Source organism: Acidiferrobacter sp. (genome assembly GCF_054609335.1).
Map to the genome: position 1 here is coordinate 52,513 of NZ_JBTRWP010000005.1, position 16,766 is coordinate 69,278.

General features: G+C 64.2%; 16 protein-coding genes. 6 read left to right on the forward strand and 10 right to left on the reverse strand.

The window, feature by feature from the left end; translation table 11 throughout:
• Position 1 precedes the first annotated feature (1 nt).
• Together ACYCTF_RS02305 and hrpB are read left to right on the forward strand one after the other, a co-directional pair.
• Positions 2-916, forward strand: coding sequence for a polysaccharide deacetylase family protein (locus ACYCTF_RS02305; RefSeq protein WP_461282519.1), 915 nt, complete (start codon positions 2-4; stop codon positions 914-916).
• Positions 913-3,387, forward strand: coding sequence for an ATP-dependent helicase HrpB (hrpB, locus tag ACYCTF_RS02310; protein WP_461282518.1), 2,475 nt, complete (start codon positions 913-915; stop codon positions 3,385-3,387). Before ACYCTF_RS02305 ends, hrpB begins: the two co-directional genes overlap by 4 nt.
• Here hrpB and bioB read toward each other — a convergent pair.
• From bioB to ACYCTF_RS02345, 7 genes are all read right to left on the reverse strand, one after another.
• Positions 3,293-4,303, reverse strand: a complete 1,011-nt coding sequence (gene bioB / locus ACYCTF_RS02315) for a biotin synthase BioB (RefSeq protein WP_461282517.1) — start codon at positions 4,301-4,303, stop codon at positions 3,293-3,295. The two genes, hrpB and bioB, sit on opposite strands and share 95 nt — an antisense overlap.
• A 312-nt stretch (positions 4,304-4,615) precedes the next feature.
• Positions 4,616-6,004: a UDP-glucose dehydrogenase family protein gene (locus ACYCTF_RS02320; RefSeq protein ID WP_461282516.1), complete on the reverse strand. Its 1,389-nt coding sequence runs from the start codon at positions 6,002-6,004 to the stop codon at positions 4,616-4,618.
• Positions 6,005-6,126: 122 nt separating this feature from the next.
• Positions 6,127-6,525, reverse strand: a complete 399-nt coding sequence (locus tag ACYCTF_RS02325; RefSeq protein WP_461282515.1) for a TraR/DksA family transcriptional regulator — start codon at positions 6,523-6,525, stop codon at positions 6,127-6,129.
• Positions 6,526-7,175: 650 nt separating this feature from the next.
• Positions 7,176-7,403, reverse strand: a complete 228-nt coding sequence (locus ACYCTF_RS02330; RefSeq protein ID WP_461282514.1) for a hypothetical protein — start codon at positions 7,401-7,403, stop codon at positions 7,176-7,178.
• Between the two features lie 104 nt (positions 7,404-7,507).
• Complete coding sequence (locus ACYCTF_RS02335; protein ID WP_461282513.1) at positions 7,508-7,945, reverse strand: hypothetical protein; 438 nt, start codon at positions 7,943-7,945, stop codon at positions 7,508-7,510.
• Entirely contained in the window at positions 7,946-8,599 is a 654-nt protein-coding gene (murU, locus tag ACYCTF_RS02340; protein WP_461282512.1) for an N-acetylmuramate alpha-1-phosphate uridylyltransferase MurU, read from the reverse strand. It lies immediately after the preceding gene.
• Entirely contained in the window at positions 8,596-9,585 is a 990-nt protein-coding gene (locus ACYCTF_RS02345) for an aminoglycoside phosphotransferase family protein (protein ID WP_461282511.1), read from the reverse strand. The genes murU and ACYCTF_RS02345 overlap by 4 nt, the downstream gene beginning before the upstream one ends.
• Before the next feature lie 90 nt (positions 9,586-9,675).
• Here ACYCTF_RS02345 and ACYCTF_RS02350 point away from each other — a divergent pair, with 90 nt between their 5' ends.
• The 4 genes from ACYCTF_RS02350 to rsmA are packed head-to-tail and all read left to right on the forward strand — an operon-like array spanning position 9,676 to position 14,810.
• A complete protein-coding gene (locus ACYCTF_RS02350) occupies positions 9,676-11,832 on the forward strand; it encodes an LPS-assembly protein LptD (protein WP_461282510.1) in 2,157 nt (718 codons plus the stop codon).
• A gap of 18 nt (positions 11,833-11,850) precedes the next feature.
• Positions 11,851-13,092: a peptidylprolyl isomerase gene (locus ACYCTF_RS02355; RefSeq protein ID WP_461282509.1), complete on the forward strand. Its 1,242-nt coding sequence runs from the start codon at positions 11,851-11,853 to the stop codon at positions 13,090-13,092.
• Entirely contained in the window at positions 13,067-14,056 is a 990-nt protein-coding gene (pdxA, locus tag ACYCTF_RS02360) for a 4-hydroxythreonine-4-phosphate dehydrogenase PdxA (protein WP_461282508.1), read from the forward strand. The genes ACYCTF_RS02355 and pdxA overlap by 26 nt, the downstream gene beginning before the upstream one ends.
• Positions 14,043-14,810: a 16S rRNA (adenine(1518)-N(6)/adenine(1519)-N(6))-dimethyltransferase RsmA gene (gene rsmA / locus ACYCTF_RS02365; RefSeq protein WP_461282507.1), complete on the forward strand. Its 768-nt coding sequence runs from the start codon at positions 14,043-14,045 to the stop codon at positions 14,808-14,810. The genes pdxA and rsmA overlap by 14 nt, the downstream gene beginning before the upstream one ends.
• On the opposite strand, the gene ACYCTF_RS02370 is transcribed toward rsmA, so the two are convergent.
• Genes ACYCTF_RS02370 through gmhB form a run of 3 tightly spaced genes read right to left on the reverse strand, consistent with a single transcriptional unit; the run spans position 14,807 to position 16,766 of the window.
• Positions 14,807-15,460, reverse strand: a complete 654-nt coding sequence (locus ACYCTF_RS02370; RefSeq protein ID WP_461282506.1) for an epoxyqueuosine reductase QueH — start codon at positions 15,458-15,460, stop codon at positions 14,807-14,809. The genes rsmA and ACYCTF_RS02370 overlap by 4 nt on opposite strands.
• Complete coding sequence (locus tag ACYCTF_RS02375) at positions 15,457-16,212, reverse strand: lysophospholipid acyltransferase family protein (RefSeq protein ID WP_461282505.1); 756 nt, start codon at positions 16,210-16,212, stop codon at positions 15,457-15,459. The genes ACYCTF_RS02370 and ACYCTF_RS02375 overlap by 4 nt, the downstream gene beginning before the upstream one ends.
• Positions 16,209-16,766, reverse strand: a complete 558-nt coding sequence (gene gmhB, locus ACYCTF_RS02380; protein WP_461282504.1) for a D-glycero-beta-D-manno-heptose 1,7-bisphosphate 7-phosphatase — start codon at positions 16,764-16,766, stop codon at positions 16,209-16,211. The genes ACYCTF_RS02375 and gmhB overlap by 4 nt, the downstream gene beginning before the upstream one ends.

A 16,766-nucleotide genomic window follows, 5' to 3' on the forward strand; every position in this document is an offset into this window, starting at 1 on the left:
AATGCCCGACCTCGTTCTCGCCCTGAAAGTCGATGTGGATACCGAGCGCGGTACGCGCCTCGGTGTCCCGGCCCTGGCGCGAGTCTTTGACGAGCTGGGGATACGCGCGAGCTTCTTCTTTTCCTTGGGGCCGGACAACACCGGCCGCGCCCTGCGGCGGGTCTTTCGTCCCGGCTTCTTGAAGAAGGTGAGGCGCACCAGCGTCGTGAGCACCTATGGCGTTCGCACTCTCTTAAATGGCGTACTGTGGCCAGGTCCACACATCGGCGTGCGTCATGCCGGGCTCATGCGCGCGGTGCGGGATGCCGGCCACGACGTCGGCATCCACTGCTACGACCACATCCGCTGGCAGGACGGCCTGCATCACATGCGCATAGGCGAGGTGCGTCGTGAATTCGGGCGGGCGCGTGCTGAGTTCGAGCGGGTCTTCGGGACCCCGGCGACCTCTGCGGCGGCCGCCGGCTGGCAGGCCGACGCTCAGAGCCTCACCGTCTATGACGAGGCGGGCCTCACGTACGCGAGCGATGCACGCGGGGTCTGCCCGTTTTTTCCGACGGTTCGCAAAGAGCGGTTTCAAACCCTCCAGATCCCGAGCACCCTACCGACTTTGGATGAACTCTTGGGGCGCCCTGATTACCCCGAAGAGTCGCTCGCGACCCACTATTTCTCTCTGCTGCGCCGTAATGACGTCAATGTCATGACCCTCCACGCGGAAATCGAGGGCATGGCCAAATATGCCTGGTTTCGCGAGTTTCTGACGCGTGCAGTGTCTATGCGCGTGCAGTTCGTCACCTTGGCGGACGTCGCGCGTGCCGCGCTTGCGACCCCTGCCATTATACCCGCGCATGAACTTATCCTGGCCGAGATCGATGGGCGCTCAGGGACGCTCGCCGTCCAGGGCAACGCCGTCGCTTGAGCGGGTTTGCGTCCGATCCGCCGCCGGTAGGCCAAAGCCTGGGCGCGCTCAAAGCGGCCCTCATGCGCCACCCAGTGGTGGTTCTGTCGGCACCCACAGGCAGCGGCAAGACCACTTTCGTACCGCCTGCCCTGCTCGACCTCGCGTTCCTTGAAACCCGCAAGATCCTCATGCTCGAGCCCCGCAAGCTCGCTGCGCGATTGGCGTGCGAATGGATGGCGGCAAGCCGTGACGAGCGCGTAGGGGCGACGATCGGCTACCGCACGGGCACCGAAACGGTCGTTTCACGCGCGACGCGCATCGAAGTCGTGACCGAGGGCATATTGACGAGACGTCTGCAGCGCGACCCCGGGCTGGATGACACCGGTCTTGTCATTTTCGACGAGGTCCATGAGCGGCATCTCGCCACTGACCTCGGACTTGCCCTGGTGCGTGACGTCCAGGCCGGTCTTCGGCCGGATCTGCGCGTTTTGCTCATGTCGGCGACTTTGGCCATGGAGACTGTCGCCCAACACTTCCCGGACGCGCCCCTCATCGAATCGCAGGGCCGGCAGTTCCCGGTCACGATCGAGTATCTGCCAAGACCGCCCGATGCGCGTCTCGATCGCCTCGTTCGCGATGGCGTGTTGCGGGTCCTCGCGCTTACGCGCGGCGATGTCCTCGTGTTCCTCCCGGGCATGCGCGAGATCGTCCTCTGTGAACGCGCCCTCTTGAAAGATGCCTCGAGCATGGGGTTTGCAGTCCATCGCCTCCATGGAACGATGAGCGCGTCCGAACAGGATCTGGTGCGCGAGCACGCCGGGCGCCGTCGCGTGATCCTGGCAAGCGCTGTCGCGCAGAGCAGCGTGACCCTGCCGCGCGTCGATGCCGTGGTTGACGCAGGTCTCGTGCGCGCTGCATCTTTCGACCGCACGAGTGGATTGACGCGTCTTCTCACCTCCCCGGCAAGCCAGGACCTCGCTGATCAGCGTGCCGGCCGTGCCGGCCGTGTGCGCCCAGGCCATTGCCTGCGTCTTTGGACCGAGGGCGACCACCGGGGGCGCCCGCGCTTCGCAAAGCCCGAGATCGAGCAGAGCGACCTAAGCGGGCTTGCACTCGATCTGGCCGCGTGGGGCACGCCCGATGCCCAGGCCCTCAAGTGGCTTACCAAGCCCCCGATTGCCGCGCTCGATGCCGCACGCGGTCTTCTTCGGGATCTGGGGCTCGTGGACGGTGGCGGATCCGTCACCCCTGCCGGCCGTCGCGCCGTGGACTACGGCCTGAGCCCGCGATTGGGTGCGGTCTTGGCGCAGGCCGACCCCGCACGCTATCCACTCGTCTGCGCACTGGGTGCCCTTTTGGACGAACGTGACCTCGCACGCGATCGCGACGATGCGTCGGTCACCACGCGCCTTGCGCTCTTACGAGCACACCCGCGCTCGGCGCCTGGCTTGAGGCTTCGCAGGCTCGCGCGCCGGATGGGGGTGCCGCCCTGGGGGGGGACGGACGCCACCGCCGACGTCCTGGCCGAGCTTCTGATCCCCGCTTATCGCGATCGCATTGCCCTGCGCGTAGAGAGTGGGGAGGCCCCGGTCTTCAAGCTCGCCTGCGGCCCGCGGGCGCGGCTGCCGCTGGCGGACCCCTTGAGTCGCGAGGAGGCGCTTGTTGCGTTGATCGTCGAGGAGACCGCGGACGGTCCGTGGATCCGCTTGGCAACCCCCATACCAAGCCGCGTGTGGGCGCGACTACAGGAGACGGCGGTCGAGCGTTTGCATACGCGCTGGGATGAGCGGGCGCAGGCCTTCGCCGCGCACCGGGAGCGGGCGCTCGGGGACATCGTTTTTAAGGCCCTGCCCGCCCCCTTGCCCGTGGATGCCGATTTCGGGGGTATTTTGGAAGCGGCGGTGCGGCGCGGCGGCTTGGGCGTGCTGGCCTGGGATGATGAGGCGTGCGCGCTGCGCGCGCGGCTTCAGTGGCTCGCTTCGTCGCGGCCCGCGGACGGGTGGCCCGATATGTGTGATGAGGCGCTCGCCGCCAACGCAGGGCGCTGGTTGGACGCGACTATCGTAGCGGCGAGCGCGCGGGACTCCGCGGTGCGGGTGGATGTGGGTCGCGGTCTTCGTTATGGCCTTTTGACCAGAGATCAATCGGCGGAGCTCGAGCGTCTGGCGCCGGAGGCGCTCGCCCTGCGTTCGGGGCGTCGCTATGCGTTGCGTTATTCCGACGACCGGGGACCGGTACTGGCCGCGCCCTTGCAGGAGTTTTTTGGCATGACCGAGGCCCCGGCGGTGGCGGGGGGTCGGGTGCGTGTCACGCTGGAGCTGCTCTCGCCCGCGCGGCGGCCCCTGCAAGTGACATCCGATCTCCGTGGTTTTTGGCAGACCGCTTACCTGGAACTCAGGCGCAGCCTCGCGGCGCGCTATCCACGTCACGAATGGCCCCTGGATCCCTTGCGCCCCCCGTCTCCGAGGCTGCGGGGGCGCAGGTCTTGAGCCCCAGCTTGGCGAACAAGGCCTGGTCGGCGGCCGCCTTGGGGTTCGGTGTCGTGAGCAGCACTTCACCCGCAAAGATAGAGTTGGCGCCGGCGAAGTAGCAGAGCGCCTGCAGTTCCTCGCTCATCCCTTCGCGGCCGGCGGCGATGCGCACGCGGCTATGTGGCAGGCAGATGCGCGCCACGGCGATGGTGCGCACGAACTCGAAGGGCTCGAGGCCCGCGGCCTCTCCAAGCGGCGTCCCCGGGACGCGCACGAGGAGGTTGATCGGCACGCTTTCCGGTGGCGGATCAAGCGCTGCGAGCTGCGCTATGAGGCCGGCGCGATCCCGTCTGTCCTCGCCCATGCCGACGATGCCTCCACAGCAGACCTTGAGCCCGGCCTTGCGCACGCGCGCAAGGGTTTCCAGGCGGTCGTCGTAAGTGCGCGTACCGATGACTTCCCCGTAGAATTCGCGGCTCGTGTCCAGGTTATGGTTGTAGTAGTCGAGGCCCGCTTGCGCGAGTTGCTCCGCCTGGCCCTCCCGCAGCAGGCCCAGTGTCGCGCAGGTCTCGAGCCCCAAGTCACGGATCGCCGCGATCATCTCCGCCACGCGCTTCAGGTCGCGCTCCTTGGGGCCGCGCCATGCCGCGCCCATGCAGAAGCGACCGGCACCGCTGGCCTTCGCGCGCCGCGCCGCCGCCACCACTTCGTCGACGCTCAGCAAGTCCTCATCCTCGACACCCGTGTGATGGCGCCGTGATTGCGGACAGTATCCGCAGTCCTCGGGACAGCCCCCCGTCTTGATCGACAGCAGGGTGCTGATCTGGATCTCGTTCGCGTTGAAGTGGCGGCGATGGGTCGAGTGTGCCTCGAACAAGAGGTCGAAAAAGGGCAATTCGAAGAGTTCTTCTATCGTGCGCGCCGTGTGAGCCATAACCCCTGCTATCAAATAGAGTGCGCCCTTAGGGCGCGCAAATTTCTTTATCTCGACGGGTCTTTGTGACCCCGTTCGTCTCTGGCCGGCATGATTTCCCCGACTGCGACGGAGGACTCTTCTGCCGCGGCGTCGCCGTTCTTGGTCGGACTTGCCGCGGGTAGCGCAGTTACCATTGCGAGCCGCTCGCGCTTGTGTCCGGCCTCAAGGGCGCGGCCAGGACAGTTGCCCTATCCTGCGCAGCCCCCTTCTCGGTCGCTCATGCCCGCACCTCATTCTTTCTTTACAAGAATGCCAGCCTTGGCGGCCACGCTACGATGACCGCCGCCCCTTGTCAACCTTTTGGGCTTGCTCCATTTGACGGAGATTGGAGCGACCGATGCCGGTATACCGGAGGCCCAGTTCGGCAAGTTGTTGCGGGCTGTACTGGTTGCGGCCATCGAACACGCGGGGGCTCTTCAGGAGCTTGAGGATCCTCTCGAAATCGGGATGCCTGAAGGGTTTCCATTCGGTCACGAGGATCAGCGCATCGGCCCCTTCGAGTGCCCGGTATTGATCGTTGACGATCTTGAGCGTGCCCCGTTCGAGCCAGGCCTTTGGCAGTTCGGCGCGTGCCGTCTCGGCGGCCACGGGATCGTAGGCTGCGACCGTCGCCCCGGCGGCCATGAGACTTTCGAGCAGCACCACGGACGACGCCTCTCGCATATCGTCCGTTCCGGGCTTGAAAGCGAGGCCCCAGACGGCAAAATGGCGTCCCTTGAGATCGCTGCCGTAGTCCGCGGTGATGTGCTGAAAAAGCACCTGCTTTTGTTGCTCGTTGCGTTGCTCCACCGCTTTCAGGACCGTGGGCTCGAAGCCGCACTCATCGGCCATATGGATGATCGCCTTCACGTCTTTCGGGAAGCACGAACCGCCATAGCCGCAGCCGGGATAGATGAAGGAGTACCCGATGCGACTATCCGAGCCTATCCCCTGCCGCACGTTTTCCACGTCCACGTCCAAGCGCTCGCAGAGGTTGGCGATCTCATTGATAAACGAAATCTTTGTCGCAAGCATCGCGTTGGCGGCGTATTTCGTCATTTCTGCGGCACGCACGCTCATGAAGAGCAGGCGGTCATGGTTGCGCATGAAGGTCGCGTAGAGGTCTCGCATGCGATCCCGGGCCCGGTCGGACGCGCAGCCCACGACCACGCGGTCCGGTCGCATGAAATCTGCGATGGCGTCACCTTCTTTCAAGAATTCAGGGTTGCTCACGACATCGAAGGGGATATCCGCGCCGCGCGCCTCGAGTTCGGTTGCGATCGCCTCGCGCACGCGCTCTGCGGTGCCCACGGGCACGGTGGATTTGTCGACTATTATGGCGTAGTGATCGAGGTGGCGGCCGATTTCGCGTGCGACGTCCAGCACATGACGCAGGTCTGCCGATCCGTCTTCACGCGGCGGCGTGCCTACCGCTATGAAGTACACGTCGCTCGTGGTCAGGGCGTCTTTGAGTGAGGTTGTGAATTGCAGTCGTCCGGCATCGACATTGCTGCGGACGATATCCTCGAGCCCTGGCTCGTATATCGGCAACACGCCCCGCTTGAGCCCCTCGATCTTGCGTTCGTCAATATCCACGCACGCGACTTCGTTGCCCATCTCCGCAAAGCATGCGCCAGTCACGAGCCCGACGTAGCCCGTGCCGATCACGGTCAATTGCATGATTTAAGTCCACCGAGCGAAACGGCAAAGTCTGCCGCGGGGACATTTTAGCAGATTGCGCCCGGCACCTCCCGGCGCAGTCGGGGCAGGTGGTTGCTCAGGAAGCGGCGCCGTCCGCGTCCCTAAAGGGAGGGCGTGACGTCACGCCCTCCATACACGCGCTCATGCCGTGTCTGACATGGCGTGCAGCGTTCGGCAGCAGGGTAGGCGTCGAGACGTGCGGCAGGGATGTCGCACCCGCATTCCGCGCAGTGCCCATAGCGGCCCTCCCTTACGCGTTCCAGGGCCCGGTCGATGGCTTGCAACTCCCGCGCACCGCCCTCCATCTCTGCTAGGTTCAGGTCGGTCTGCTGAAGTGCCGCCGACTCGTCGCCTGGGTCCCCGACCTCGCCGCCCATGCGCCGAAGGTTGTCATGTCCGGCGCAGGCGGCGTCGGCGCGAACCATGGCCTCGAGTTCACTGCGGCGGACCGTCAGCTTGTCCGTTAAGTACTTAAGATCAGAGGGAGTCAGATTGGCCATGAATAACGATCCTCCAGATTCCTACGGAATGGGTGGGGACTTGAGTGGACACCACAAGTCGTCTGAACCCGTGTTGGGCACCCGAAGGCGGCCATCATGCCAGACTCCTTGCCACTCTGTGCCGGACTCTGGTCCGATTCCTCCCGTGGGAGGCGCAGGATGAGGGCCTTGCGCATAAAGCGGCGCGAACCTTGCTACGCGTTCACGGCCGCTATCGCGAAGGTGTTGCACCGCGAGGCCACGCTGTTCTTGCGCGGTCTCGTTTGCATCCTCGTGTCGTCGTATTCGACCAACGCGCAGTCGGGCGACCGCGCTCCGTCCCAAGCCCAAGACCTTCGGTTCTCTCGCCTCTTCGAGCTTCGGTAGTCGGGTTGCATCGCGTATTCGAACCCGTCGCCACATCTTTTAATGAGAATGCCGACCAAATTGTTTGCAAATGTTGATATCGCTGTTACAGTTAGCCTTGACGACGACGCGATCTCGTGATGTACGTAACTGCGACGTCCGTCACGATGGGAAACGGGCGCGTGTCGAGATCTCGCGCTCCGAGGCATGCGGTCGAGACACCTGTCCCGATCGTGGATTGGCCGGTTGGCTCCTTGCCCCGACGCCCGAACTCAGGGAGGCGGAGAGTTGGCGGGGTGCGACTCTTAACATGAACGAAGGAGTGAGCGTATGGCAATAAAGAAGAAGGCGGCGGCGCCCAAGAAGGCGGCGCGAAAAAGCGCGCCAGCCAAGGCGTCTGCCAAAAAGTCGGCCATCAAGAAGTCGTCGGCCAAAAAGTCTGTGACCAAGAAAGCGGCCGTTAAGAAGGCTGCGCCGAAAAGGGCATCTGCCCCAAAGTCGGCGATGAAGTCACGTGCTAAGGCGTCGGTCAAGAAGTCGGCGCCTCGGGCCACGGCCGCAAAAAAGAAGAAGGCGCGCACCAAGAAGTAGACTGCAGGAGCGCAGTGGGCCGTGTCTTTGACACGGCCTTTCTTTTTTATGGTTCGTCGTCTTCCTGTAAAGCCCCTCTATTCAAGGCCTGGAGGGTCTCCGCCCAGGCATTTTCGTGTCCCTGCAGTTCGGATGTGATGAGCTTGTGGAGGGCAACGAAGGCCTCCGAGAGTTTTCCGATATCCCGTCCGCCTGTGACGCCTTGCGCTGCGCGTTCGGCCTGCAGGAGCGCATCGCGTGCGCTCAGACACGAGCCCAGAAGGTTTTTGATGCGCTCGCGCCGTTTGGGTATCCAGGCACGGTCGCCACCGAGGGATTTCAGTCGTTCGCCGAGGTCCAGGATGCGCTTGCGCAGCTTGCCAAGAAGCCCCAGCTGCTCGCTTTTAAGATCACCCCAGACGGCGACAGCCATCAGCGTCATCCACTGCGCCTGCGCCTGCGCCATCAGCTCCGCAGGCAGCGCCACATCGTCCGGCGCGTCCATTCAGTCGCCCCCATTCAGCGCGGCAAGCCTTTCGGGGGTCCCAACGTCGGTCCAGAGTCCGCGATGACGCTCGCCCGTGACGAGGCCGCGACTTGCGGTCTCGCGCAGAAGTGGCCCTAGCGGGAAACGCTCGTCGGTCCTATCCGAGAACAAGGCGGCGTCATAGACGCCGATGCCGGCGAAGGTGAGCCGTGGTGGCGCATCCTCAACCTTTCCTGTGCGCAGACCAAAGTCTCCGTCGGGATGATGTTCGGGGTTGTCGACCAGAACCAGGTGGGCCAGCCCTTCGAGTGTCCTCGGCAGGCGCTCGAAGGGGAAATCCGTGTAGATATCGCCGTTCACGACCAGAAACGGACCGCAGCCGAGCAGTGGGAGCGCGCGACGTATGCCTCCACCGGTCTCGAGGCTTGCTGGGCCTTCTTCCGAATAGACGATGTTCGCGCGCAGCGGCGCGCCCGACCCCAGGTGTTCGCGGATGCGGTGGCCCAGGTGGGCGACGTTTATGACGATGTCGCCGAATCCGGCGGCGACCAGTTGCATAATGAGTCGGTCCAAAAGCGGTGTCCCGCGGACCGTGAGCAGGGGCTTTGGTATCACATCGGTCAGGGGGCGCATGCGTTCGCCGCGTCCGGCGGCCAATATCATGGCCTTCACGGCGACTCCGGCAGCGTGCAGAGAAGGTGGTGGAGTGCAGCGAGGTCCGGGTAGAGGGCGGTTGCCTCTTTGAGGTAGCGCATGGTGAGCGGTAGGTCGGCCAGGTAGCCGGACTTGCCGTCGCGCAGATGCAATCGCGCGAATATCCCCGCGACCTTCAGGTGGCGCTGAATGCCCATGCGGTCGAACCACTCAAGGAAGAGCGCGTCATCCTCGCAGCGGTGCAGCCCCGATTCGCGCGCGAGCGCGCAATAGCCCTTCACCCAATCGACCACGCGCGCGCGCGGCCAAGCGATATAGCAATCTTTGAGCAGCGAGACGAGGTCGTAGGTGATGGGCCCACGCACCGCATCCTGGAAGTCGAGGATGCCTGGGTTGTGGATGTTGTTCACGAGCAGATTGCGCGAGTGGTAGTCGCGATGGACCCACACCTGGGGTTGGTTGAGCGCCGATGCGATAAGGCTTGCGAACGCGGCCTCCAGCATCTGCCTTTGCGTATCGGTCGGCGTCAGGCCTAGGTAGCGGTGAAGATACCACTCCGGAAAAAGATCCATTTCCCGCCGCAGCAAGGCCTCGTCGTAAGGGGGCAGGAAGTCCGGGTCGGCGAAGGTCCCGGTCTGCAGCACCACCAGGGCCCCGAGGGCGTCGCCGTAGAGGCGGTCGGCCGTCTCGTCGTTCAGGGCCTGAAGATAGGGGACGTGACCGAGGTCGCCCAACAGGGCAAAGCCCGCGTCGAGATCGCAGGCCAGGACTTCTGGGACGTGCAGGCCGAGCACCCGGAAGCGCCGTGCGATCTTGATGAAGAGCGCGAGGTCCTCTTTTTCGGGAGGGGCGTCCATGGCGATCCACGAATTGGACCCAGCCGTTATGCGAAAGTAGCGCCGAAAGCTCGCATCGGAGGATGCGGGGGCGATCGAGAACGCCATGGCGCCCAGTGCCTGTCCTGCAAATCGCGCCACGGCGCCTAACCGTTCGTCGTCGACCACAGCAATTTTCCCCTTCGTTCAAGCGAGCCCTTGCCTAGGCAGGCGATTGTATGCGATTTTAGCCCCCGGCTGACACTTGACTATACCCCGATGCCCCGCACCGTTGCCGCGCGCACTTCGACGGGGCTCCTGCTGTCGCTCTTGTGTGCTTTCAGCGCGAGCGCCGCATGTCCCCCGCCTGCCGCCCGGCCGGCCCCTTTCGTTGCCGGCCACGGTAGCCACAAAATCGCCCATGTCCTGGCGGACAAGGCGCGTGCCTTTCACGACGGCGTGACCGTCTTTAGCGGTCATGTGGTCCTCACCTATGGGTCGGAGACCGTGCGCGCCCGGCGCATTCGATTCAACCGCAGGACCAACGCCTTCACGGCCTTGGGTGACGTGCGCGTGACCGGCGCCCAGGGCGGCGAGCTGCGGGCCCATTATCTGCATATGAATCGCGCCACGCACCGGGGCGTCGCCCGTGGTGTCCACTTTATTCTTCCCCATAGCAATGCGCGCGGGCAGGCGGTCATGGTCATCTTGCGCAGCCGCCACAAGTCCGACATCAAGGATACTCGCTACACCATGTGTCCGAAGGGCACCAAGGTCTGGTACATCCACGCCGACCGTCTGCACCTCAATTACACCAAGGATGTGGGTATTGCGACCGACGCGCGGGTGGTTTTCAAGGGCGTGCCGATCTTCTACTGGCCCTACCTGAGCTTCCCGATATCCTCCAAACGCAAATCGGGCTTCCTGCCCCCACGTTACGGGACCTCGAGCACCTCGGGGATCATGCTCTCGGTTCCCTACTACTGGAATCTCGCACCCAATTACGACTTGATCACCACGCCCGAGATTCTGGCCCGCCGCGGCCTCTTGTTGCGCAATCATTTCCGTTACCTGGGACAGACTTACAGCGGCTCGGACCGTATCGACTATATCCCCGTGGATCGCGTCACAGGTCGCCGCCGCTACGCCTTGGATATCACCCATAACCAGGTCTTCAATCCTTATTGGTGGGCAAATGTCGATTACAATCGCGTCTCCGATCCGGCGTTCTACACGGATTTCAGCGCGAATTTCGCCCTCCAAAGCCAGGTCGACCTGCCGCAGCTGGGGCAGGTCGGCTACTCAGGGCGGCGTCTGCGCCTGCGTCTGGGCGGGTCGTCCTATCAGCTTTTAGACACGAGTGTCGGGGGCGCCTACCCGCTCTACGAAGAGCTGCCAGCGCTCTTGTTGCGCGCCCGTGGCAGCGACAAGCCCGATCGATTGCACTACGGCCTGAAGGCGAGCGCGGTGCGCTTCGTGGGCGGCGGGGCGGTGCCGGCCAAGCGCGTCGATCTCGTCCCGACGGTGAGCTATCCCTTGCGTTGGCCAGCCGGCTTCATCGACCCGAAGCTTGCCGTTCGCGAGACCGATTATTGGATAGCGGGTCAGCCGACGATTCGTCGGACCACGCCGATCGCGCACCTGACCGATGGCCTGAACTTTGAGCGGGCGCTTTCAAATGGCGGGCGCCAGACCCTAGAGCCCGAGCTCTCATATCTGTACGTCCCCTACCGGAACCAGCAGGGAATCCCTCTTTTTGACACGGCGCCCGCGCCTTTCAACTACACCGATTTGTTCCGGACCAACAGTTTTTTTGGCCCCGATCAACAGGTCGATGCCAATCAAATGACCGCCGCCCTCACAACGCGGCTCTATTCTTCCGCGGGTCGCGAACGTCTGCGCGCGAGTGTCGGCGAGATCTATTACTTCCACAAGCCCTCGATTTACGCGAATTACCAGACGCGCGTTCTTAATCGTACGTCCGACCTGGCGGCCGAGGCCTACGCGCGCCTGAGCTCGCAATGGTATCTACGCGGGTCGCTCGCCTGGAACCCCAGGAACGACCAGACCGACGAAGGGGATGCCTATGTCGAGTACCGCCCCAAGCCCAATGCTATCGTGACGGTAGGCCATAGGTATATTCGCGGGGTGCAGGAGCAGGTGGACCTCTCGATCCAGTGGCCCTTGTTTCGGCGCTGGACGACTCTGGCGGAGACCAGCTATTCGCTCATGCAGTCGGCAAGTTTGGAGTCCTATCTCGGTATCCAATACAATAGCTGCTGCTGGGGGATGGGGTTTTACGTGGGTAGGACCCTCGGTCTGAATAACAGCCAATTCACGACCGCCATGTTCGAGTTCACGTTGAACGGTTTGGGGGCGCTCGGGTCTGCGCCGGTCGTACCGCTCAGCCAACATGGCTTCATGCTCGGTTCTTGAACGTGAGGAGATAATCATATGTCCGCCGCACTCCCGCAGGCCTCGGCCGCGATCCATCCGGTGACGATCGACAAGATCGTCGCCGTCGTGAATAACGAGGTCATCACTCAAAAAGAGCTAGACAAGCGCGTCTCTATGCTCTTGAAGCAACTAGCGGCGCGTGGGGTCGCCGTGCCCCCGCGGCACCTCCTGGCGAGAAAGGTCTTGAGCCAGATGGTCATGCAGCGCCTTGAGCTCCAGTATGCGCATAATATCGGCATCCGTGTGAGCGCCACCCAGTTGAAGCACGCCTTGGTGCAGCTTGCCGCTCACAACCACATGACCGTGCCGGAATTCCAGCAAGCGGTTGCGTCTGAGGGCTTTACGCTGACGGACTTCCAGCGTCGGTTACGCACTGAACTTACCATCCGTGAGCTCGTCATGCGTCGTATCAGCCAGTCGGTCGTCATCACGCGCCGCGCGGTCGACCGCTTTCTGGCAGAGACGCGCGCCGCCAATGGGGCGCGCTATCGTGTGGCCGAGATCACGCTGCAGCTTCCGGCCGCCGCGGATGCCGCGCAACGGCGCGCGGTAGAGGCGCGCGCCCGCAAGATCTTGGCGAAGGTGCAGGGGGGTGAGCCCTTCAGCCAGGCCGCCATAGCCTATTCCCAGGATCCGCACGCCCTGGAGGGTGGGGAGATGGGGTGGCGCACGGCGTCGCGCCTGCCTCGGAGCTTCTTGGAACCCCTGCGCGCCATGACGACCGGCGATGTGCGCCTGGTATCGGGGCACGGCGCCTATTATCTCGTCAAGCTGAAGGGTAAGCGTGCCGGGGTGAAGGGGCCCGCGCAGGAACAGGCCCGCGTGCGTGAGATCGTTTTGCGTCCGTCGCGGCAGATGTCGGCTACCATGGTGCGCGAAAAACTGAAGGCTCTGAAGGCGCGCCTTGCGCAAGGCGCTGATTTCGCGAGCCTGGCCCGCGCGTATTCGCAGGGCAGCGCCGCCGTGCGGGGCGGCTCACTCGGCTGGGTGAGTGTCGCCTCCCTGCCGCCGGGTCTTGCCGCGGCGGTCAAACACTTGCCTCTGCATACGGTCGGCGGCCCGTTCGCCACCGCGCAGGGTCAGACCCTGATCGAGGTGACGGCGCGGCGCGTGCGGGCCGGGATGACGCGTAGCGAGGCGCGCCGACTGCTGCGCATGCGTAAGGGTAACGCGCTTTATGTGCGTTGGCTGCAGACCTTGCGTGACGACGCCTATGTCCGTTACCCGAGCCGAACCTAAGCGTCCCGTCATCGCCATCACGCCGGGAGAGCCGGCGGGGATCGGGCCCGACCTCATGGCTCTGCTCGATTTCGACGAGGCGGTGGATTGGGTGTGTGTGGCGGATCCGGATCTGTTGGATGAGCGGGCAAAGTTGCGCGGTCGCGCGCGGCCTTGGCCGCGTTACGCCCCCGGGGTGCGCGGGCTCTCGGTCCTACCGGTCGCGCTCGGCCAGCGCGTGAGACCCGGGATCCCGGATCCGGCGAACGCCGAATATGTCCTAACTTGTCTTGAGCGTGCGACGCGCGGCTGCCTCGAGGGCGAGTTCGCAGCGCTCGTCACGGGGCCCGTGCATAAGGGCGTGATCAACGAGGCGGGCCATGTCTTTACGGGCCACACGGAATTCCTGGCGCGCGAGGCCGGCGTGGCCGAGGTGGTTATGATGCTGGTTGCGGGTTCTTTGCGCGTGGCCCTGCTTACGACCCACCTGCCGCTTGCCAGCGTACCGGCGGCCGTCACCGCGGAACGTCTCGACGCGGCGCTCGCGATCCTGGATGCGGACCTCAAGCGGGATTTCGGGTTTGCGAACCCTCGTATCGCGGTGTTGGGTCTGAACCCGCACGCGGGCGAGGGCGGCCATTTGGGTCGCGAGGAGATCGATGTCATAGCGCCGGCCGTGGCGCGGGCGCGCGCACGTGGGATCCAGGCCATAGGCCCGCTATCCGCCGATACCGCATTCGTGCGCGAACGCCTTGCGGACTGGCATGCCGTACTTGCCATGTACCACGATCAGGGGCTGCCGGTGCTGAAGGCGCAAGGCTTCGGGGAGGGGGTGAACGTCACCCTTGGTTTGCCCTTCCCCAGGACCTCGGTCGACCACGGGACCGCACTCGACCGCGCCGGCACCGGGCCCATAGATCCCGGCAGCATGGTGGCCGCCATGGCGCTGGCCCGGACCTTGGCGAGCGTCCGTGCCCGCGCTTAAGAAGCGGTTCGGCCAGCACTTCCTGCGCGACACCTTTGTGCTCGCGCATATAGCCCAGAACTGCGCGCAGGCTCCAGGTGAGCACACAGTCGAGATCGGCCCGGGCGACGGCGCTCTCACGGCCCACTTGCTGGACCGCCTCGAGAGTCTGCATGTGGTCGAAATCGACCGCGACCTGATCGCGGGCTTGAAGCGACGCTTCGCCCCGGACCGCGTGGTCGTGCACGAAGCCGATGCCTTGCGCTTAGCGCTCTGCGATCTCGTGCCGGGCTGTCTGCGCGTGGTGGGCAATCTCCCCTACAACATCTCGAGCCCGCTCATCTTCCATTTTCTCGATCAGCCCTGTATCGCGAGCATGGTATTCCTGCTGCAAAAGGAGGTGGTCGACCGCCTGGCGGCCCCACCTGGCGGGCGTGACTATGGAAGACTATCCGTGATGGTGCAGGCGCGTTGCGAGGTCACGCCGCTTTTCACGGTCGCGCCAGAGGCCTTTGTGCCGCCGCCTGCAGTCGAGTCGCGGCTCGTGGCCCTGCGGCCGCGCGCCTCGCACATTCCGGCGACGGACACGACCCTCTTCGCGGCGATCGTCGCTTGCGCCTTCTCGCAACGGCGCAAGATGCTCCGCCAGTCGCTGCGAAGCTATTTCCAGGGCGAGGATTGGCTTGCGTTGGGCATTGACCCTATGCGCCGCGCCGAGACCTTGACGGTCGCCGAGTTTGCGGCGCTGGCCGCGTATGCGCGCGAGCGTCTCTAGCTCTGATCGTCGCCATAGAAGCGCTCACCGAAGCGGATCTTGGCGTACCCGCGTGCGCCCCGTGCGCGGTTCGTGTCACGTAAGGAATAGACGCAGCCGCAGTATTCCTGCTGATAGAAACGCTGTTCCTTGGAGATCTGGATCATGCGTTGGCTTCCGCCGCCCTTGCGCCAATTGAAGGTCCAGTAACTCAAGTCCGGGTAGCGCTGCGCCGCACGCTCGCCGCAACCATTGATCTGATCCATGTCCTTCCAGCGCGATATGCCAAGCGAGCTCGTAAAGACCTTGAAGCCGTGCTCGACGGCATAAAGGGCCGAGCGCTCGAAGCGCATATCGAAACACAGCGTGCAACGCGCGCCGCGCTCGGGCTCGTTTTCCAGACCCTTCACGCGCGCAAACCAATCATCCTTGTCATAGTCGAGATCCACGAACGGCACGCGCAGCCGGTCGGCGTAGCGCTTGTTCTCGGTCTTGCGCAGCTCATACTCTTTCAAGGGATGGATGTTGGGGTTATAGAACAAGACCTCAAAGACGACCTCCGATCGCTGCATCTCTTGCATGACGTCGGCGGCACATGGCGCGCAACAGGAGTGCAGGAGGATGCGCCGGTCGTGGGTGGGCGGAGTGAGCAGTGGGCGTTCTTCGTTCATGGCGCCATTTTATCGCCTGCGCTCTTCGATGGCAGCCCCTCCGCCTTTTCGAGGGCCTCCGTGGTCGTCCGGATCCAGTCCTCGATGTGGGCGGTGAGGGCCGCCGCGTCCAGGCCTTGCGGTGAAATGGGTTTGCCGATCACGACCTTGATCACGCCCGGCTTCTTGATGAAGACGCGACGAGGCCAGAAACAGCCGGCATTGTGCGCCACGGGAAGCACCGAGCAGCCGGCGGCGAGCGCGAGCCGCGCGCCGCCCAGCTTGAATCGTCCATGATCCCCGGCCGGCACCCGTGTCCCCTCGGGAAAGATGATGATGTGGCGTCCCTGCGCGAGGCGCTTGCGCCCCCCCTGTATGACCTGATCTATGGCCTTGCGGCGCTTTTCGCGGGCGATCGCTATGGGCTCACTCAAGGCCATCCCCCAGCCGAGCAGGGGAATCCAGAGGAGCTCCCTTTTGAGCACCCATACATGCGGCGGGAAGATCCACTGAAACGCCAGGGTCTCCCACGTCGACTGGTGTTTGGCGAGGATGACACAGGGCGTAGCCGGGATATTTTCCCGCCCTTGGACCTCATAGGACAGTCCGCAGGTGAGCTTGAGCCACCAGACATTGAATCGGCCCCACTGACTGATGACCCGGTAGCGCGGTATGGGTCGCAGCCAGAAGAGCGCGAGCACGATGGGTGCCCAAACGGCGATCGACAGCACGAATCCGACCTGGAAGGCCGCCGCGCGCAGGTGTTTTATCACGTGCTGGGACCTATCGACCCGGAGAGCAGCGCCTCACAGAACGTGGCGAGGTCGTCATAGATTGGCACCCCGTCGAGCCCCGCGCCGCCCTGAGCGACCATGCGTGCCCCCTTGCCGCTGCGCACGAGCACAGGGAGGGCCTGCACCGCCCGTGCCGCCTCGATGTCGCGCAGGCTGTCGCCGACTGCGTAGGTGCCGTTTAAGCTTGTCTTGAAGCGTGCCGCGATGTCGTGAAAGAGGCCGGGCAAGGGTTTGCGGCAGCCACAGGCGTCTTTGGGTCCGTGGGGGCAAAAGAAGATCGCCTCGATTTCCCCGCCCCGGTGGTGGACCTCGTCGAGCATGCGATTGTGGATTCGCCCCAGCATATCGACATTGAAGAGGCCGCGCGCGATGCCGGACTGGTTGGTGGCCACCACGACCTGGATGCCGGCGTGCGTGAGGCGCGCGATCGCTTCGAGGCTTCCTGGTATCGGGCGCCACTCGTCCGGCGTCTTGATGTAGTGGTCCGAGTCTTCGTTTATGACACCGTCGCGGTCGAGGATGACAAGACGCAT